The following is an 18458-nucleotide window of genomic DNA, read 5'->3' as shown; positions in this document are numbered from 1 at the left end:
TGTCATGAAAGGGTCTTTCAGGACGAAATATGTCCTGAAAGACCCTTTCATGACACGGGGGAAATCTCACGCGCATCAGGGCTTGCGGAGGAAGTCCAGCAGCCGCTCGGAGGTGCGTTCCGGCGCCTCCAGATGCGGAAAGTGGCCGATGCCCGGCCAGCGTTCGAGGCGCGCGTCGGGAGCCCAGCGGCGTGACGCCGCCGCGGTCTCCGGGAGCACGCAGGTGTCGTCCTCGCCGTGGAGTTGCAGTACACGGGCGGCGAAGCGGCCTCGCAGTGCCTCGCTGAACCGTCGGCCCTCGCCGCGGAACTGCGCGCGGAACGCCCAGCGGTAGTACTCGAGCGCGCTGTGCGGGACGCCGGGCACGAGCATCGCCTGCCGGAACGTCCGCACGGTGTCGGCGAAGTCGGCGGTTTCCGTCCATTGTGGACCGGACCAGTCGCGGAACAGCTCTTCGACGGCGAGCGCGTCGTCCCGGACCAGCCATTTCTCCGGCGCCATCGGCACCTGGAAGCGGAAGAGGTGCCCGGAAGCGCGAAGCTGTCCCGGCCGCCGGACGGCCCCGCGCAGTGCCAGCGGGTGAGCACCGCCCAGCACGCTGACCGAGGCGACCAGCCGGGGATGCAGCGCGCCGACCGTCCACGCGAGCATGCCGCCCCAGGCATGCCCGACCAGATGGGCCTTCCGCGCGCCGAGAGCCTTGATCAGCCCGCCGACGTCGCCCGCGAGCGTCCAGGCGTCGTAGCCGCGCGGGGGTTTGTCCGAGTCGCCGTAGCCGCGCAGATCCACCGCGACAGCACGGAAACCGGCGTCGGCGAGCGCGGTCAGCTGGTGGTGCCAGGTCCACCAGAATTCGGCGAACCCGTGCAGCAGCAGGACCATCGGCCCTTCGCCGATCTCGGCGACGTGCAGCCTGATGCCGTTCGCCGAGAGGTCACGATGGGTCCACGGACCGTCGATCCGGACGATCGACGGGTCCGGTGTGGCCTGCACCGCCTCGAAGACCGTCAGCCGCGGTCTGCGGGCAAGTCGTCATCGCCGTGGCGCGGCTTGAACGCGGCGGCGGTGTCCTTGAAGCTGTTGATCGTGCGCTCGGGCGCCTTGATCTTCTTCACCTTCAGGTAACCGAGGAAGCCCGCGGCGATGGTCGTGACGAGCATCAGCCCGAACACGATCGCGAACGCCGCCCAGCGGTGCAGCCACTCCGACAGCAGTTCGCCGAGGAAGAAAAAGAAGAAGAACGAGCTGTACAGCCCGATGACCAGCGCGATCAGGAAGAAGAGGGCGCCCTTGAGGCCCTTCTTCGCTTCCGCGACGACCTCGGACTTCGCCAGTTCGACCTCGGCGCGGATCAGCGTCGAGACGTGCTGCGTGGCATCGCCGACGAGTTTCCCGAGGGACTGCTCGCTCGCTACCACGTCGTCATCGCTCGACAGGGGGAGGTAGGGCACGGCCCCCACGCCGTCGGGGCCGGTGCGTTCGTGCTTGGGGCTGCTCACACCGGTCATCGTGCCACGTGCCCTCATCCCGGGCGCGGCGGACCGGCGAGTGTCGCGTCCTCAATGTCTGTTGGTGAACCCGCGACCGCTATCGCGTCGCCAGGGCGCGGCCTGGCCTGACCGTCGCGAGTAGCGGGTAATGGCGCCCTGCCGCCGCGATAGCGGGGCCTTCGGCCGGGCGGGTTCGCGTATGGTCGCTGTCCCGAGTGCATCGCAGCTCCGCCGATAGGCTCAATCGTCCCGGGCGTGCACCCGGCTGCGGTGCACGAGCATCGCGGCCGCCGAAAGCGAGGCGATGGCCGAAGCGATCAAGACCGCCGTCTTGGTCAGTTCGACGGCCTCGCCGTCGAGCGCGAGGTCCGCGATCAGCAGGCTCACGGTGAACCCGACGCCGCCGAGCACCGACAGCGCGCCGATGTCCCGCCAGCCCATGCCGCGGGGTTTCTCCGCGAGCTTGAACTTCACCGCGAGCAGGCTGGCGCCGAAGATCCCGACGAGCTTCCCGCCGACGAGTCCGACCAGGACGGCCAGCGGTAATGCCGTGGTGAAGACGGCTCCGAGCGACTCGGCGTTCACGGTGATCCCCGCGGCGAACAGCGCGAAGAGCGGCACGGCGACGGCCGCCGACCAGGGCTGCAGCCGGTGTTCGAGCCGGATCGCGGGGGCGTGCTCCTCGCCCTCGTCTGCGCGGACGCGGGTGAGCAGACCGAGCGCGACCCCGGCGATGGTGGCGTGGATCCCCGCCGAGTGGACAGCGACCCAGGTGATCAGCGCCAGCGGGACGTAGATCCAGGCGCTGCGGACACGGCGGTGCTGCAAGTAGGCGTAGAGCGCGAGGGCGGCGACGGCGACGCCCGCGGCGACGAGGTCGAACTTCGCGGTGAACAGGATCGCGATGACGAGGATCGCGCCGAGGTCGTCGACCACCGCCAGCGACAGCAGGAAGACCCGGGCGCTGCTCGGCAGGTTCGACGCGGTCAGCGCGAGCACGCCCAGCGCGAACGCGATGTCCGTGGCGACCGGGATGGCCCACGCGCGTTCGATCCCCGGCGTTCCCCAGCCGACGGCGAGCGCGACCAGCGCCGGGACGATCATGCCGCCGATCGCGGCCACCACCGGCAGGATCGCCTGCTTGAACCGGGAGAGTTCGCCGACCACCAGTTCGCGTTTGAGTTCGAGGCCCGCGACGAAGAAGAACAGCGCCAGCAGACCGTCCTTGGCCCAGTCGCCGATCGTCAGATTCAGGTGCAGGAATTCGGGACCGAGCCGGAAATCGCGGATTGCGCGGTAAATGTCGTCGATGGGCGAATTCGCCCAGAGCAGGGCGATCGCGGTGGCGCCCAGCAGGATCAGCCCACCGGTGGTCTCGGTGCGCAGATAGCGGGCGAAATCGGCGACGGCTTTCGCGGGACGGCTGGGGCCGGTTGACACGGCATCCTCCGGGTTTCGGCAACGACGAATACTGTTGCCGACCAGACTTCCCGGCGCACCTTGACGCTATTTTAGCGGCTGTAGCTGCGGAAATCTCGCCTTCATGACTTCGGCCACTGGATCATCGCCGACGTCGGTGTTCGGGAAACCTGATGGGCTTCTAGCATGTCAACGGAAAACCGACAACGATGTCTTCATAAAGGACGGCATGGTGAGTACCTCTACCGAGGTCCAGCAGGACACGAGGTTCTTCGGGCACCCACGAGGGCTGGCGAACCTCTTCGGCGTCGAGATGTGGGAGCGATTCTCGTACTACGGGATGCTCGGCATCCTCCCGATCTACCTCTATTACGAAGTCAGCCAGGGCGGCCTCGCGCTGCCGAAGGCCTCCGCGCTCGGCATCGTCGGCGCGTACGGCGGCATGGTCTACCTGTCGGCCGTGATCGGCGCCTGGGTCGCGGACCGCGTGCTCGGCTCCGAACGGACGCTGTTCTACAGCGCCATCCTGATCATGATCGGCCACATCAGCCTCGCGGTGCTGCCGGGACTGGCGGGTATCGGCGTCGGCCTCGTCTGCGTGGCCGTCGGTAGTGGCGGGCTGAAATCCAACGCCACGGCCATCGTCGGCACGCTGTACGCCGACGGCGACGAGCGCCGCGACGGCGGTTTCACGATCTTCTACATGGGCGTGAACATCGGTGGCTTCGTCGGCCCGCTGCTGACCGGGCTCGCGCAGAGCGAGATCGGCTTCCATGTCGGCTTCGGGCTCGCCGCGGTCGGTATGGCGCTCGGCCTGACCCAGTACACGATCGGCCGCAAGAACCTCGGCGAGAAGGCCAGTGAGATCCCCAACCCGCTGCCCGCGTCGAAGCGCCCGCTGGTCTACATCGGCACCGCTGTCGGCGTCGCGGCGATCGTCGTGCTCGTGCTCTCCGGCGTGATCAACCCGGAGAACCTGGTCGACATCGTCGTCTGGACCGTCGCGGTCATCTCGGTCATCTACTTCGCGGTGATCATCACCAGCAAGAAGATCACCGCCGACGAACGCAGCCGGGTGTACTCGTTCATCCCGATGTTCATCGCCAGCGCGGCGTTCTTCTCGCTGTACCAGCAGCAGTTCACCGTCGTCGCGGCTTACACCGACGAGCGACTGAACCGCACCATCTTCGGCTGGGAGATGCCGGTGGCGTGGGTCAACTCGATCAACCCGGTGTTCATCATCCTGTTCGCGCCGGTGATCGCCGCGATCTGGACGAAACTCGGCTCGCGGCAGCCGTCGTCGCCGATCAAGTTCGTGCTCGGCACCGTCGTCATGGGCGCGGCGTTCCTGCTGTTCCTCCCGATGGTCGGCAGCGGCAAGAACGCGAGCCCGCTGCTCGCGCTGGCCGGCATCCTGTTCGTGTTCACCATGGCGGAACTGATGCTTTCGCCGGTCGGCCTCTCGCTGTCGACCAAGCTCGCGCCGCAGGCGTTCCGGACGCAGATGGTGGCGCTGAACTTCCTGTCCATTTCGCTGGGCACGGCGATGTCCGGGAAGCTCGCCGAGTACTACTCGGTGGACGACGAAGCGCCGTATTTCAGCATCGTCGGCGGCGTGGCGATCGTGGTCGGTTTGGCGCTCCTGGCGGCGACGCCGATGATCCGCAAGCTCATGAAGGGCGTCCACTGACGCACTTCATCGCGCACTGACGAGCGATCCTCGGATGTGCGGCCGGAAGGCCCCTTCGTCGCGAAATTCGCCGACGAAGGGGCCTTTCTTTCGGGAACCGGGAGCCGGTCTTCTGCGTCGGAGCGGAGGAACTGAGACGATCATCACGCACGCCGCAAACCGGACCAACAGGGTTGACAAAATGACCACTCCCGAAGACGCACAGCCAGAAGGCAAGCCGATCCCGCGGGAATTCCCGCCGGTCGTCTACCTGCCCTGCGTGGAAGCGGTGGCCGACGCCGCGCAGGCCCGGGTCGCCATGCGAACGACGAGAGACGGCCGTGTCGCGCTTCTCGCCTATTCGGCGCTCGATCGCCTGTACGACTGCTGCGGCGCCCACCAGCCGTGGATCGTCATGCCCACGCCGGGACTCGACGCGTTGCAGAAGGCGCAGCCCTTTCAGCTTCTGCTGCTCGACGTCGTCATTCCCGAAGAGAAGCGTCAGGAGGGGGCGGCGTGACCGGGCCGAAGGTCGATCACGACGTCCTCGACGGAATCGCCAGCACGCTTCGCAACGCGAGTTCCGATGTGGACACACTGGGGAACTCCGTTCCCGGGACTCCGGACGCGGGTGACGGCACGCCCGCGGTCACCGGGATCCTCGCGCATTTCGTGGAGAACGCCAGCGCGCTCGTGCTCGGCGCGGCAGGCGCCGGTGACGACGTCGCCACGGCGAACAAGGGCTACCGCGAGCAGGACCACGCCGCGGGTGAAGACGTACAGAAAGCGGCCGGGGGGCGCTGACCATGGGGATCGACACCAAGATCGCGGGAAATCCGGAAAGCGTCCGCGGGGCGGGCCACTGGCTGCGGGACTCGCTCGCGAAAAGCGTTTCGGACGCGGCGACGCAGATCTACAACGCCCGGAACAGCGCGAACGCCGGATGGGGCGGCGAGGGCGGCGACGCCTTCAGCGGCAAGATGACCACCGGCGCCGAAAAGACCGACCAGCTGTCGGCCGCCGCGAAAACGGCCGCACAGAACTTCGACACCTACGCCGCCGATCTGCAGCGCGCCCAGGAGGACATGCGCAAGGTCCGGGAACGCGCGGCCGGCGCCGGGCTCACGGTGAACGGCGACGTCATCGAGGATCCGGGCAGCGGGCCGTCGGCTCCCGGCGCGGCGCCCACCGGCGAGGCCGCGACACCGGAAGCGGTCAAGTCGCACAACGACGCCGTCACCGCGGCGAGCGCCCACGCGGCCAAGGTCACCGCCTACAACAAGGCGAAAACCGAGTCCGACGCCGCGAGTCATATCGCGAAGCTCGCGGGCGACACCCTGAAGAACGTCTGGCAGGACGTCACGCAGAAGTGGTTCCTCGTGGTCGGCGACCTCACCAGCGGCGCCGCCGGGACGCTCGCCGCCAAACATTCGTCGATTCTCGGCAAGCAGGCGAAATTCCTTTCCGAAGAATCCGCCAAGTTCCTCGAGCGCGCGCGAACCGCGCCCGCCGGAAGCCCCGCGTCCCAGATCTACCGCGACTTCGACCTCGGCCGCGCCGCCGCCTACCAAGCGGACGACGTCGCCGCGGCGGCGAAGAACAGCGATGTGAACGCGGGCAAATGGGGGCTGCGGGCGGGCGGCGCCCTGGCCGTCGCCGGTGTCGCCTACGACATCGCGAACGGCAAACCCGCCGCGCAGGCGATCGTTTCCGGCGGTGTCGGTTTCGGTGCTTCGGTGGCCGCCGGCGCGGCGATCGGCACGCTGATCCCGGTGCCCATCGTCGGAACGGCGGTCGGTGCCATCGGCGGTGCTGTGGTAGGTGTATTCGCGTCGGGCATGGTCGATTCCCTGTGGACGAACGGGATCGGCGACGTGGGCGGAGCGATCGAGGACGGGGCCGAAGCTGTGGGCGATGCGGGCAAGGCCATCGGCGGACTGGCCAAGGACGCGTGGGATGCCATCTTCTGACCCGAACGGCCGGCCGGCGGAATGGCCTCCCGGCGACGGCGCCAAGTACAAGGTGGCGCTGGTCTTCGTCGTCCTCATCGGAATCGCGTGTGTGCCCGTGGGATTCGGTTTCGTCGCGATCGGCAAGCCTGCCGGGCTCAAGTACGCCCTGCTTTTCGCGGCGTTGTTCCTGCTGACGGCGGCGTACGGGCTGGTGACCAGGATCAGCCCGGGGCACCGCCAGGCGGACATCGCGATCACGACGTACGAAGGCCGGCCCGCCACCGAGATCCGGTACTCGCAGGCGGCCTTCGCGATTCTGACGCTGCTGATGGTCTGCGTCACGGCCCTCTGCGCGCTGGGCGTGTGGGACTTCCTGACCGCGGGGGACGACGTCCCGGCGGCACCGATCGGGGCGGCGCTGCTGGGAATCGCCACCCTGTTCTTCCTCAGTTTTATCGTGTTCGTGCTGTCCGGCCGGTTGCGGCGCGGCCGGGTCGTCCTGGCGCAACAGGGTATTTTCCAGCGCGGGCGGGCTTTTTCGTCGTTCCTGCCGTGGGAGGCGTTCGCCGGGGCGAAGGCCGCGTACAACGGAACGCCCGAAGTGCTGGTGATCGCCTACACCAACGCGCCCTGGGACAAACGGCAGTTCGGCGGGGTCTGGAAGCTGGACAAGCTGCCGCCCGCGCCGATGATCGAGATCGACACGACGTCGTTCGCGCTGGATCCGAACGTCGTCTACCAGCTGGTGCGGTTCTACGTGGAGAACCCGGCCGCTCGGACGGAACTGGGTACCGAGACTTCTCTGCGCCGGTTCGGTCGTGAGTGATTCGGGTCGTTCTAACGACCCGAATCACTCACGACCCCGCTAACCGACGCTCGTTCCGAACAGCACGCCCACGAAGTACGTCACCACCATCGTCAGCGCGCCGACACCGACGTTGCGCGCGATCGCGCGGCCGCGCCGGGCGTCGCCGAGTTTCGCGCTGACGAACCCGGTGAGCACCAGTCCGACCACGACGGCCGAGGCGCACGCCCAGACCCGCGCCGAGGTCGGCGTCCACACGATCGACAGCAGTGGGAGCAGGGCGCCGACGGTGAACGCCACCAGCGATGCCCACGCCGCCTGCCACGGGCTGGTCAGATTGCCCGGATCGATGCCGAGTTCGGCCTCCGCGTGCGCCTGCAGCGCGTCCTTCTCGGTGAGTTCGCGCGCGACGTCGGCGGCGAGATCCGCGGAAAGGCCCTTGTCCTCGTAGATCTCCGCGAGTTCCCGTTCTTCGGCCTCGGGCATCTCTTTCAGTTCCTGCTTTTCCAGCCGTAACTGCGCGCGTTCGGTATCGCGTTGCGTGCTCACCGAGACGTATTCGCCACCCGCCATGGAAAGGGCGCCGGCGACCAGTCCCGCGATTCCCGCCGTCGCGATCGTGGTGGAGTCGGTGGTCGCGCCCGCGACGCCGACCACGATGCCGGCCACCGACACGATCCCGTCGTTGGCGCCGAGAACCCCGGCGCGCAGCCGGTTCAGCTTGCCGCCGAGGTTCCCGTGGGGTTCGTGGGGATGCGACGTCGATTCAGCCGGGACGGTTTCGGTCACCGTTTCAGTGAAACACGGGAAACGGAATCCGGCGAGCGGGAAATGTTCTCGGTCAACGCAGGCAATCCTTATTGATTATTGCCTTACCTGACTTGTCGGCTAAGTTGTCGGATGTGGCCGAAGTGGTGATCCTGATCGGGCTCCAGGCGTCCGGGAAGACGACGTTCTTCCGCCGGGAGTTCGCGAGCACGCACGTCCACGTCAGCAAGGACACCTTCCCCAACGCCAAGCGACGGCAGGCCCGGCAACTCCGGATGCTCGCGGAGGCACTCGAGGACGGCCTTTCGGTGGTCGTGGACAACACGAACCCGTCGCCCGAGGAGTGGGCGCCGCTGATCGAGGTCGCCAGGCAGCACGGCGCGAGCGTCGCCGGCTACTGGTTTCCGCCCGATCCCGCCGGGTCGCTGGATCGCAACGCGCTCAGGAAAGGGAAAACCCGGGTGCTGGAGGTCGGTCTGTATGCGACTCTCAAGCGGTTGAGGCGACCTGGCGCCGAAGACGGTTTCGACGAGCTGTACACCGTCGGTTTCGATGGCGAGGGCGGATTCGTCGTGGAACGGGGGTAGGCGTGGAGGCGGGCGGTTTCGAGGCGCGGCAACGTGAGCGCGAGTGGTTTCACGGCCTGACCGTGCCGCCGGGTTCGTGGACGGTGCTCCGGGTCGACGGCCGGAGTTTCTCCAAGTTCACCGAAGCGCGTTTCGAGAAGCCGTTCGATCCACGCTTCGGTGACCTCATGGTCGAGACGGCGCAGGCGTTGATGACCGAGTTCGCCGCGCCGTACGTCTACACCGAAAGCGACGAGATCTCCCTCTTGCTCGATCCCGCCTCCGACTGGTTCGGTCGCGGTGTCGAGAAGCTCGTGTCGATCTCCGCGGGGGTCGCGTCGGCCGCGTTCACGCACGCGGCCGGGGTGCCCGCGCACTTCGACAGCCGGGTCTGGCTCGGTACGACGGCGGAGGACGTCCTCGACTACTTCTCCTGGCGTCAGGCGGACGCGACGCGGTGCGCGCTCAACGGCTGGTGCTATTGGACGCTGCGAAAAGCGGGGAAATCGGCGAGTGCGGCCGGGAAGGCCCTGGAAGGTGCCAGTGTCGCGGACAAGAACGACCTGCTCTTCGCGCACGGGGTCAACTTCACCGAACTGCCCGCCTGGCAGCGACGCGGCGTCGGGCTCTATTGGGAGTCCTTTGAGCGCACCGGATTCGACCCGGTACGGAAGGCCGAGGTCTCCGCGACCCGCCGCCGCGTTCGCGTCGAGCGCGAGTTGCCGATGAAGGACGCCTACCGCGCCTTCCTCGGCGGCCTGCTTCAGCCGATCGGTTCGGGCAGCCGCCGCACGTTGTAGGCGAGTTCGATCGTCTCGCCAGTGGCCGGGTCGCCCAGTTCCACGCGCCAGGAATCGGCGAACTGGTCGACGCCGTGCACCATCGGGATCGTCCCCGAGATCAGCACGGTGCCCGGCGCGTGCAGGCCGCGTTCGCGCAGCACGTCCAGCCAGTATGACGGCGGCAGCAGTTCCGCGAGTTTTCCTTGCTGGATCAGGGTTTCCCCGGCCCAGGCGGAGAGCGTGAGGTCGTCGAGGCGGTCCTGGACGTCGACGAGGCGCCAGGCCTTGGCCGCGAGGACGTCGGGGCCGGCGTTCTTGCTCCACGCGACACCGTGCGCTTCGAGCGCGCGGTCGGTGTGGTCGCAGGCGGCGGTCAGGAGGACGTCCTCGGGTTCGGGGCCGGTGATGACGAGGGCCCACTCCGCCTCACCGGAGGTCCGCTCGTGCTGGACGGGGACCTCGCCGGCCTGGCTCGCCAGGTACGGCGCGACGGGGTAGAGCGCCGGGATCACCGAGGGCGCGGGGACGCCGAGTTCGGCCAGTTCCGCCACGTGGGCGGCCACGTCTTCCTGGCTGCGACCGGCGTATCCGGCGTTCAGCAGCGTGTGGACCTCGGTCCGCCGCTCCTGGCCGTCGGGAAGGGTGAATCGCAGCTCAGACATCGTTCCTCCGAGATTGGGGGTTGCGCATACAGCTTGTATACAAGGAGTATATCCGCAATTCAACCCCTCCCGGCGGGGTTGAGGACCTCGAACGGACGGGATGTGGACATGACCTCACCAGCCGGTGACCGGCGCTCGTTGCACAAGGCTTTCGCCGCCAGCCTCTCGGGAACCGCTCTCGAGTGGTACGACTTCGCCGCTTACTCCGTCGCGGCCGCGACGATCTTCGGGCAGCTCTTCTTCCCTTCGGAAGACCAGCTCGCGAGCACGATGGCGGCCTTCTCGACCTACGCCGTCGGCTACCTTGCCCGCCCGATCGGCGGATTCGTGTTCGGCAGGCTCGGTGACAAGCTCGGCCGCAAACGCATCCTGGTCATGACGCTCGTGCTCACCGGGGTCGCGACGTTCCTCATCGGTGTCCTGCCCACCTACGAGAGCATCGGCGGCTTCGCGGCCGTCATGCTCGTGGCGCTGCGGTTCGCGCAAGGTGTCGGCATCGGCGGCGAATGGGGTGGCGCCGTCCTGCTGTCGAGTGAGTTCGGCGATCCCGCCAAACGCGGGTTCTGGGCGTCGGCCGCGCAGATCGGCCCGCCCGCGGGCAACCTGCTCGCGAACGGCGTCCTCGCCGTCCTGGCCGCGCTGCTCACCGAGGCCCAGTTCAACAGCTGGGGCTGGCGGATCGCGTTCCTGCTCTCCGGCGTGCTGGTCGTCTTCGGCCTGTGGATCCGCCTGAAGCTGGAGGAGACCCCGGTCTTCAAGAAGATCCAGGAAAGCGGCGAACGCTCGTCGGCGCCGATCTCCGAGGTCTTCCGCACCGAACGCCGCGCGCTGGTCGCGGCCGTGCTGATCCGCGTCTGCCCGGACGTGCTGTACGCGCTGTTCACCGTCTTCGTCCTCACCTACGTCACCACGCACACCGATCTCTCGCGCGGGGCCGGGCTGGCCGCGGTGATGATCGGATCGGCGTTCCAGCTGGTGCTGATGCCGCTGTTCGGCGCGCTGTCGGACCGGGTGTCGCGGCGCAAGATGTATCTCTTCGCCACCATCGCCGCCGGGATCTGGCCGTTCGTGTTCTTCCCGATGGTCAGCGGCGGTTCGTTCCTCATGCTGGTGACCGGCATCGTGCTCGCGCTCGTCATCCACGCCGCGCTGTACGGCCCGCAGGCGGCGCTCGTCACCGAGCAGTTCTCGCCGCGCCTGCGCTACACCGGCAGCTCGCTCGCGTACACCCTCGCCGGGGTCATCGGCGGGGCGCCCGCGCCGCTGCTGCTGACCGCGTTGCTGGCCGGCTACGGCACCTGGCTCGCGATCGGCGTCTACCTGCTCGCGACGGCGGTCGTGAGCATCATCGGCGTCGTGCTCGCCCGTGACCCGGACCGCGAGGAGGAGGCCGCCGCGCTGGAGGCGGCGCGATGACCTGGACGTCGATGTCGACGGTGGAGGGTCTGCCGCTGGTCGGCGGGCAGGGCCGGTTCCGGTCGCTCGCCAGAGCGGAAGGCGGTCTCGCGTACGAGATCTTCTACCCGGCCGGTGTCGCTTCTCCGGTGCACAGCCACGATCACGACAGCATCGTGTACCTGATCTCGGGTTCGCTGCGCGGCACACTCGACGGGCGGGCCGTCACACTCGAGGTGGGCGAGACGATCGTCCATCCTCGCGGAATCCCGCACAGCGTCGAGGCCATTGTGGACAGTCGATGGGTCGAGTTCAAGACCCCGCTGCCGCGGCGGCCGCCGATCGGAGAGTAAAAGAAACCGGGGCGGACACTGAAAGAACCAGCGTCCGCCCCGGTCGGGAGGAAAGATCTAGGCGTCCAGCTCGGCCAGCGCCAGCTTCGCCTTCTCCAGCTCGGCCTCGAGCTGGGCGACCTTCGCGGCCTGCAGCTCACGGGCGGCGTTGATGACCTCGTCGATCGGGCCGGACAGGTCCGCGTGCAGCTCCTTGGCCGCACGGGACACGGCGGCGGCCGGGATCTCCAGGCCCTTCGTGACCCACTTGCTGCCGTTCTTGAGCTCGGCCTGCCACTCGCCGTCGGCGGTGCCGGTGACCGTGAGCGTCAGCTCGACGGTGCGGGTCTTCTTGGCCGTGGTGGCGACCTTCGGGCGGCCGCGCTTCGGCTTGGGAGAGTCCACCGCGCTTTCAGAGGCTGGGGTCTCGGCGGGGGTCTCCGGCTTGGGCTCGCCCTCGGGGGTCTCGGCCGAGGCTTCGGCCGGGGTCTCGGTGGTCTCTGCCTGCGGCGTCGAGTCGACGGGCGCTTCAGTAGCCGCTTCTTCGGACACGGCGTCAGTGCGTGTCAAGGCATCCACGGTCATCGTCGGTGTCGCTCCTTGCCCGGGTGGGGGGTGGTACCGGGCACATCCTAGAACAGGCGTTCGACTGGCGCGAACCGGGGTGTGGTACGCGCATGATCGGATCGGATCGCCAAGGTCGGGCGCGGGTGGGCCGCCTTCGGTCAAGGTCGACGTCGAAAGGAGGCCTCATGATCTCGGCACTCAACGGGCTCGTCGATCTCGTCGAGCGGCACCTCACCGAAGAACTCGACGTCAGCGGCACGGCCAGGGCGCTCGGCACCACCGAGTACCACCTGCGCCGGATGTTCTCGTCGCTGGCGGGCATGCCGCTTTCGGAGTACGTGCGCCGTCGCCGCATGACCGTCGCCGCCGCGGACGTCGTGCGGGGCGAGGACGATCTGCTGAGCATCGCCGTCCGGCACGGCTACGGCTCGACAGAGGCGTTCGGACGGGCGTTCCGGGCCGTCCACGGCGCCGGTCCGGGTGACGTCCGCCGCGACGGAGGCCCCCTTCGCACACAACCGCAGCTCAGGTTCCGCCTGAGCGTCGAAGGGAGTATCCCGATGGACACCCGCATCGCCGACCGTCCCGCGTTCCGCCTCGTCGGGCACGCGGCCCGGGTCCCGCTCATCCACGAGGGCGGCAACCCGCATATCCAGCGGCACATCGCCGCGCTGCCGGCGGAGGAGCACGTCCGGCTGAAGGCCCTCGGCGACACCGAGCCGCCAGGCCTGCTGCAGGTCACCGACGCCCTCGGCCCCGACAGCGCCGAGGGCACCGAACTGACCTATCTGCACGGCGTCGCCGTCTCCGGGAGCACACCGGCGCCCGACGACCTCGACGCCATCGAGGTCACGGCCGGCCGGTGGGCGGTCTTCCGCACCGCCGGGCCGCATCCGCAAGCCCTGCAGACGGCGTGGGCGGCGACGGCGACCGAGTGGTTCCCGTCCAACCCGTGGCGGCTGCGGCCGGGACCGTCGATCATCACGATCCTGGAGCACGCGGACGACTTCACGACCGCCACCTGTGAGCTGTGGCTGCCCGTCGAACCCGCCTGACCGATGCTATGAACGGCCCGTTACTTGCAAAATTTGCAAGTAACGGGCCGTTCATAGCGCGCTCGGGGGCTACTCCTCGGACTTGCCGGACTTCAGACCCGAAGAGATCAGGTCCATCACCGACGAGTCGGCCAGCGTGGTGACGTCGCCGACCTGGCGGTTCTCGGCGACGTCGCGCAGCAGGCGGCGCATGATCTTGCCGGAGCGGGTCTTCGGCAGTTCCTGCACGACCAGGATCTGCCGCGGCTTCGCGATCGGCCCGATCTCCTTGGCGACGTGGTTGCGCAGTTCCTGCACGGCCTTTTCGCCGCCGTCCACCGCGTTGCCGCGGAGGATGACGAACGCGACGATGCCCTGTCCGGTGGTCGCGTCGGTCGCGCCGACGACGGCGGCCTCGGCCACGGTCGGGTGCGAGACCAGCGCCGACTCGACCTCGGTGGTCGAGATGCGGTGCCCGGACACGTTCATGACGTCGTCGACGCGGCCCAGGAGCCAGATGTCGCCGTCGGCGTCGTACTTCGCGCCGTCGCCGGCGAAGTAGTAGCCCTGGCTTTCGCAGCGCGACCAGTAGGTCTCGCGGAAACGCGCCTCGTCGCCCCAGATGCCGCGCAGCATCCCCGGCCACGGCTTGTCGAGGACGAGGTATCCGCCGCCGCCCTTGCCGACCTCGACGCCCTGGTCGTCGACGACCTTCGCCGAGATACCCGGCAGCGTCTTCTGTGCCGAACCCGGCTTCGTGGAGGTGACGCCCGGCAGCGGCGAGATCATGATCCCGCCGGTCTCGGTCTGCCACCAGGTGTCGACGATCGGCGCGGAGTTCGCGCCGACGTTTTCGCGGTACCAGATCCACGCCTCGGGGTTGATCGGCTCGCCGACGCTGCCCAGCACGCGCAGTGAGGAGAGGTCGTACTTCTCCGGGATCTCGTTGCCCCACTTCATGAACGTGCGGATCAACGTGGGCGCGGTGTAGTAGATGGAGACCTTGTGCTGCTGGACGATCTCCCAGTGGCGGCCCTCGTGCGGGGTGTTCGGCGTGCCTTCGTAGACGACCTGCGTCGTCCGGTTCGCCAGCGGCCCGTACACGATGTAGGTGTGCCCGGTGATCCAGCCGATGTCGGCGGTGCACCAGTAGACGTCTTCGCCGGCCTTGTGGTCGAAGACGTTGTGGTGCGTGTACGCCGCCTGCGTCAGGTAGCCACCGGAGGTGTGCAGAATGCCCTTCGGCTTACCGGTGGTGCCGGAGGTGTAGAGGATGAAGAGCGGGTGCTCGGAGTCGAAGGCCTCGGGCGCGTGCTCGGTGGACTGGGCGCCGACCAGTTCGTGCCACCAGATGTCGCGGCCTTCGGTGATGGGCACCTCGTCGCCCGTGCGGCGGACGACGATGATCTTCTCGACCGACTCGGCGCCTTCGAGCGCTTCGTCGACGTTGACCTTCATCGGGGCGGCCTTGCCGCGGCGGTACTGGCCGTCGGTGGTGATGACGACCTTCGCCGCCTGGTCATCCACACGAGAACGCAGTGCGGTCGGGGAAAAACCACCGAACACGACACTGTGCAGGACGCCGATGCGGGCGCACGCGAGCATCGCGACGATCGCTTCGGGGACCATCGGCATCTGGATGGCGACGCGGTCGCCCGCGGCGAGGCCGAGCGACTCGAAGGCGTTCGCCGCCTGGGAAACCTCGTCCTTAAGCTGGGCGTAGGTGATGTCCCGGCCGTCGCCGGGCTCGCCGACCCAGTGGATCGCGACCTGGTCTCCGTACCCGTCGGCGACGTGGCGGTCGACGCAGTTGTAGGCGACGTTCAGCTTCCCGCCCACGAACCATTTCGCGACCGGTGCATTGGTCCAGTCCAATACCTGCGACCACTTCGTTTCCCAGTGAAGGCGCTCGGCCTGCTTGGCCCAGAACGCTTCCCGGTCGGCGTCGGCTTCGGCGTAGAAGTCGGCGGTGGCATTCGCTTGCGCGCTGAAGGCCTCACTCGGCGGGAAGGTCCTGCTCTCCGTGAGCAAATTGTCCAGTGCCGGCGACTGCTCGGTCATGGTGCGATGCCTCCTGTGATTCACGTGTCTTCACGCCCGTTGGCACGCTATCGACGTTACGACGCGAAGTAAAAGGTTGCACCGTGGTTGCGCGCGGCATTCACACGCTTGAGGACAAAGCGGTACGGACCGCGGGCCATTCAGGTCCGGTCAGGGAGTAGAGGACGGTGTCGCGGACGGTTCCGTCGGGCCGGACGCGGTGCGCGCGCAGCACGCCTTCCCGTTGCGCGCCGAGGCGTTCGATCGCGCGCTGCGAGCGGAGATTGCGGATGTCGGTCTCCCACGCGACACGATTCGCGCCGAGGTCGTCGAAAGCGTGGCGCAGCAACAAGAGTTTCGACTCGTGGTTGAGTCCGGTGCGCTGCCACGCGGTGCCGATCCAGGTGTGGCCGACGGAAAGGATCTGGTGGCGCGCGTTCATCGCGTAGAACGACGTCGTGCCGGCGACCTCGCCGCTGTGCGCGTCGATCTGCGCCCAGGCGCGGCGGTCCGGGTCGGCGAGGATGCCGTCGACCATCGCTTCGGCCGCGGCGAGGTCCCGCGGCTGCCGCAGGCTCAGCCACGTCCAGATCGCCGGGTCGGAGCCGGCTTCGAACAGGCCCTTGGCGTGGTCACGGGTGAGCGGTTCGAGGCGGACGCGCTCGCCGGTCAAGGTCGCGTGGTCGTTCCAGTCAGTCACGATCTTGACGCTACGACCGGAAATGGCCTTGCTGGATATCCAGTTTCGAAGCATTTGAGAAGGCCACTGAGCGGTTGCCTATGCTCGCGGGAACGATCGAGAAGGCGAGGGCGCATGGCCGAGGAGCGGGAAGAGCTCACCTGGGAGTTGTTCGGAACGGCCGGCAGGGACCTGGCGCAGGCCGTCGCGGACGACGGGTTCGAGCCGGACCTCGTCCTGTCGATCGCGCGCGGCGGGCTGTTCGTCGCCGGCGCGCTCGGCTACGCGCTCGACGTGAAGAACCTGCACGTGATGAACGTCGAGTTCTACACCGGCGTCGACCAGCGCCTCGACCTGCCGGTGATGCTGCCGCCGGTGCCGAACGTCGTCGACCTGACGAAGAAGAAGGTGCTCGTCGCCGACGACGTCGCGGACACCGGCGCCACCCTGAAACTGGTCCGCGACTTCTGCGCCGACCACGTCGCCGAGGTGCGTTGCGCGGTCGTCTACGAAAAGCCGCGGTCCGAGGTCAAATGCGAGTACGTCTGGAAGCACACGGATCTGTGGATCAACTTCCCGTGGTCGGTGCAAGACCCGGTGGTGCGGCGCGCGGGCCAGGTGCTGGACGCATGACGGATCCGCTGAAGCCGCTGCTGGACCTCGAAGGCGTCGCGGCGGCCGCGAAATCGGCCCAGGACGCGGTGTTCGCCGTCCACCGGCTGCCCGCGAACCTGCGTGGCGGCGCGGCGACGGCCGCCGAAGCGTCGGTCCGGTCGGCGCGGGCGTCGGCCGGGATCGAGGGCGCCGCGCCCGAACTGCCGGAATCCGGCGAGGTGACCGATCCGGTGCTGGCCGGGGCGCTGCGCGTCGCCGAAACACTGGAGAGCCTGCTCCCGACCTGGCGCCGCGCGCCGCTGCAGGCGTTGGCGCGCCTGCACCTTCTCGCCGCGTCGGATCTGGTGACCGATGTCGATGCGCTGGGACGGCCTCGGGCGTCCGGCGATGTCGGGCCGCGGCTGGAGATGCTGGCGCAACTGATCACCGGCGCGACGTCGGTCCCCGGTCCGGTGCTGACCGCCGTCGTGCACGGGGAACTGTTGGCACTGCGGCCTTTCGGCTCCGCGGACGGAGTCGTCGCGCGGGCGGCGGCCCGGTTGTCGGCGGTGGCGACGGGGCTCGACCCGAAGGCGCTGACGGTGCCCGAGGTCGCGTACTTCCGGCGCGTGCCCAAGTACCTCGAGGCGGCCGAGGGGTTCGTCACCGGGACACCGGAGGGTATCCGGGCGTGGCTGCTCTTCTCGTGCGAAGCCTTCGAGGCGGGCGCTCGTGAGGCGAAGTCGATCTCGGACGCGGCCGGCTAAACCCCGCGTTTCGTCCTCTAGTTGCGGTACTTGCACGCGCAAGTACCGCAACTAGAGGACGAAACGCGAAGAGGTAGGCGGGTGTGGAGCGCGCACACGGGATCTTGAGCAGGTGTGGCGCGTAGCCACATGGCTTAAGTGCCCAGAGCGACCTAACGTCGTCGGGCATGAGTGGTGCGTATCACAGCGAGCTCGCCGGTAAGTCCGCGCTGGTCACGGGCGCGGCGAGCGGTATCGGCCTGGCCTGCGCCGAGGCGCTCGCCGAAGCCGGGGCGAAGGTCCACCTCGTCGACGTCGACGAGGCCGTCGAGAAGGCGGCGGCCGACGTCAACGGCATCGCGCACGTCGTCGACCTCACCGATGCCCAGGCCATCGAAACGCTCCCGGCCGAGATCGACATCCTCGTCAACAACGCCGGTTTCCAGCATGTCGCGCCGATCCACGAGTTCCCGCCCGAGACGTTCACCCGGATCCAGGCGCTCATGGTCACCGCGCCGTTCCTGCTGATCCGCCGCGCGCTCCCGCAGATGTACCACCGCAGCTGGGGCCGCGTCGTCAACATGTCGAGCGTCCACGGACTCCGCGCGAGCCCGTACAAATCCGCGTACGTCACCGCGAAGCACGCACTCGAAGGCCTCTCCAAGGTCACCGCGCTCGAAGGCGCGGAGCACGGCGTGACCAGCAACTGCGTCAACCCCGGCTACGTCCGGACCCCGCTGGTCACCGGCCAGCTTCAGGCGCAGGCCGAAGAACACGGCCTCGAACCCGACGCCGTCATCGAACAGGTCCTGCTGCGCCGTTCGGCGATCAAGCGGCTGATCGAACCCGCCGACGTCGCCGCGTGCGTGCTGTGGCTGTGCGGCGAGCCCGCCGCCCACATCACCGGAACCTCCCTCCCCCTCGACGGCGGCTGGACCGCCGCGTGAACCCCCAAGAA

21 protein-coding genes are annotated in these 18458 nt (G+C 68.3%); 13 read left to right on the top strand and 8 right to left on the bottom strand.

Features of this window, described 5'->3' with window-relative positions; genetic code table 11:
• Positions 1 to 75: 75 nt before the first annotated feature.
• The 3 genes from ACLJRL_RS10705 to nhaA form a co-directional block, all read right to left on the bottom strand.
• A complete protein-coding gene (locus tag ACLJRL_RS10705; protein WP_410655931.1) occupies positions 76 to 993 on the bottom strand; it encodes an alpha/beta fold hydrolase in 918 nt (305 codons plus the stop codon).
• Between the two features lie 14 nt (positions 994 to 1007).
• A complete protein-coding gene (locus ACLJRL_RS10700; RefSeq protein ID WP_410655930.1) occupies positions 1008 to 1508 on the bottom strand; it encodes a phage holin family protein in 501 nt (166 codons plus the stop codon).
• Between the two features lie 222 nt (positions 1509 to 1730).
• Entirely contained in the window at positions 1731 to 2930 is a 1200-nt protein-coding gene (gene nhaA, locus ACLJRL_RS10695; protein ID WP_410655929.1) for a Na+/H+ antiporter NhaA, read from the bottom strand.
• Positions 2931 to 3138: 208 nt separating this feature from the next.
• Between nhaA and ACLJRL_RS10690 the strand changes: the two genes are divergently transcribed.
• From ACLJRL_RS10690 to ACLJRL_RS10670, 5 genes are all read left to right on the top strand, one after another.
• A complete protein-coding gene (locus ACLJRL_RS10690) occupies positions 3139 to 4599 on the top strand; it encodes a peptide MFS transporter (RefSeq protein WP_410655928.1) in 1461 nt (486 codons plus the stop codon).
• Between the two features lie 181 nt (positions 4600 to 4780).
• Positions 4781 to 5098, top strand: a complete 318-nt coding sequence (locus ACLJRL_RS10685; protein WP_410655927.1) for an SAV_915 family protein — start codon at positions 4781 to 4783, stop codon at positions 5096 to 5098.
• Positions 5095 to 5382: a hypothetical protein gene (locus ACLJRL_RS10680; protein WP_410655926.1), complete on the top strand. Its 288-nt coding sequence runs from the start codon at positions 5095 to 5097 to the stop codon at positions 5380 to 5382. Before ACLJRL_RS10685 ends, ACLJRL_RS10680 begins: the two co-directional genes overlap by 4 nt.
• Before the next feature lie 2 nt (positions 5383 to 5384).
• On the top strand, positions 5385 to 6548 hold the full coding sequence (locus tag ACLJRL_RS10675) for a hypothetical protein (RefSeq protein ID WP_410655925.1): 1164 nt from the start codon (positions 5385 to 5387) through the stop codon (positions 6546 to 6548).
• Positions 6535 to 7356, top strand: a complete 822-nt coding sequence (locus ACLJRL_RS10670; protein WP_410655924.1) for a hypothetical protein — start codon at positions 6535 to 6537, stop codon at positions 7354 to 7356. The genes ACLJRL_RS10675 and ACLJRL_RS10670 overlap by 14 nt, the downstream gene beginning before the upstream one ends.
• Before the next feature lie 39 nt (positions 7357 to 7395).
• Here the strand turns inward: ACLJRL_RS10670 and ACLJRL_RS10665 are convergent, their stop codons facing one another.
• Positions 7396 to 8124 carry a VIT family protein gene (locus tag ACLJRL_RS10665; protein ID WP_410655923.1) on the bottom strand — a complete coding sequence of 243 codons (729 nt, stop codon included), beginning with the start codon at positions 8122 to 8124 and terminating at the stop codon, positions 7396 to 7398.
• Between the two features lie 113 nt (positions 8125 to 8237).
• Between ACLJRL_RS10665 and ACLJRL_RS10660 the strand changes: the two genes are divergently transcribed.
• Together ACLJRL_RS10660 and ACLJRL_RS10655 are read left to right on the top strand one after the other, a co-directional pair.
• Complete coding sequence (locus tag ACLJRL_RS10660) at positions 8238 to 8690, top strand: AAA family ATPase (protein WP_410655922.1); 453 nt, start codon at positions 8238 to 8240, stop codon at positions 8688 to 8690.
• Positions 8691 to 8692: 2 nt separating this feature from the next.
• A complete protein-coding gene (locus tag ACLJRL_RS10655; RefSeq protein WP_410655921.1) occupies positions 8693 to 9469 on the top strand; it encodes a tRNA(His) guanylyltransferase Thg1 family protein in 777 nt (258 codons plus the stop codon).
• Here the strand turns inward: ACLJRL_RS10655 and ACLJRL_RS10650 are convergent.
• Positions 9433 to 10113 (bottom strand): DUF2848 domain-containing protein, encoded by a 681-nt coding sequence (locus ACLJRL_RS10650; RefSeq protein WP_410655920.1) that lies wholly within the window; start codon positions 10111 to 10113, stop codon positions 9433 to 9435. The two genes, ACLJRL_RS10655 and ACLJRL_RS10650, sit on opposite strands and share 37 nt — an antisense overlap.
• A gap of 108 nt (positions 10114 to 10221) precedes the next feature.
• Between ACLJRL_RS10650 and ACLJRL_RS10645 the strand changes: the two genes are divergently transcribed.
• Together ACLJRL_RS10645 and ACLJRL_RS10640 are read left to right on the top strand one after the other, a co-directional pair.
• Entirely contained in the window at positions 10222 to 11529 is a 1308-nt protein-coding gene (locus ACLJRL_RS10645; RefSeq protein WP_410655919.1) for an MFS transporter, read from the top strand.
• On the top strand, positions 11526 to 11861 hold the full coding sequence (locus ACLJRL_RS10640) for a cupin domain-containing protein (protein ID WP_410655918.1): 336 nt from the start codon (positions 11526 to 11528) through the stop codon (positions 11859 to 11861). The genes ACLJRL_RS10645 and ACLJRL_RS10640 overlap by 4 nt, the downstream gene beginning before the upstream one ends.
• A 57-nt stretch (positions 11862 to 11918) precedes the next feature.
• On the opposite strand, the gene ACLJRL_RS10635 is transcribed toward ACLJRL_RS10640, so the two are convergent.
• Complete coding sequence (locus tag ACLJRL_RS10635; RefSeq protein ID WP_410655917.1) at positions 11919 to 12425, bottom strand: DUF6319 family protein; 507 nt, start codon at positions 12423 to 12425, stop codon at positions 11919 to 11921.
• A gap of 167 nt (positions 12426 to 12592) precedes the next feature.
• On the opposite strand from ACLJRL_RS10635, the gene ACLJRL_RS10630 reads away from it, so the two are divergent.
• Entirely contained in the window at positions 12593 to 13462 is an 870-nt protein-coding gene (locus ACLJRL_RS10630; protein WP_410655916.1) for a GyrI-like domain-containing protein, read from the top strand.
• A 69-nt stretch (positions 13463 to 13531) separates the two neighbouring features.
• On the opposite strand, the gene acs is transcribed toward ACLJRL_RS10630, so the two are convergent.
• On the bottom strand, positions 13532 to 15502 hold the full coding sequence (gene acs / locus ACLJRL_RS10625) for an acetate--CoA ligase (protein WP_410655915.1): 1971 nt from the start codon (positions 15500 to 15502) through the stop codon (positions 13532 to 13534).
• A 100-nt stretch (positions 15503 to 15602) separates the two neighbouring features.
• On the bottom strand, positions 15603 to 16181 hold the full coding sequence (locus tag ACLJRL_RS10620) for a GNAT family N-acetyltransferase (protein ID WP_410655914.1): 579 nt from the start codon (positions 16179 to 16181) through the stop codon (positions 15603 to 15605).
• 114 nt (positions 16182 to 16295) lie between these two features.
• On the opposite strand from ACLJRL_RS10620, the gene ACLJRL_RS10615 reads away from it, so the two are divergent.
• The 3 genes from ACLJRL_RS10615 to ACLJRL_RS10605 all read left to right on the top strand — a co-directional run bounded on the left by ACLJRL_RS10615 (position 16296) and on the right by ACLJRL_RS10605 (position 18447).
• Complete coding sequence (locus tag ACLJRL_RS10615; protein WP_410655913.1) at positions 16296 to 16793, top strand: phosphoribosyltransferase; 498 nt, start codon at positions 16296 to 16298, stop codon at positions 16791 to 16793.
• Positions 16790 to 17521: an oxidoreductase gene (locus ACLJRL_RS10610; protein ID WP_410655912.1), complete on the top strand. Its 732-nt coding sequence runs from the start codon at positions 16790 to 16792 to the stop codon at positions 17519 to 17521. Before ACLJRL_RS10615 ends, ACLJRL_RS10610 begins: the two co-directional genes overlap by 4 nt.
• Before the next feature lie 167 nt (positions 17522 to 17688).
• Positions 17689 to 18447 (top strand): 3-hydroxybutyrate dehydrogenase, encoded by a 759-nt coding sequence (locus tag ACLJRL_RS10605; protein ID WP_410655911.1) that lies wholly within the window; start codon positions 17689 to 17691, stop codon positions 18445 to 18447.
• The last annotated feature ends 11 nt before the right edge of the window (positions 18448 to 18458 follow it).

It is taken from the genome of Amycolatopsis sp. lyj-112, from assembly GCF_046549055.1.
In the GTDB taxonomy this organism is placed as follows: domain Bacteria; phylum Actinomycetota; class Actinomycetes; order Mycobacteriales; family Pseudonocardiaceae; genus Amycolatopsis.
This window is presented reverse-complemented; position numbering and strand designations above follow the sequence as displayed.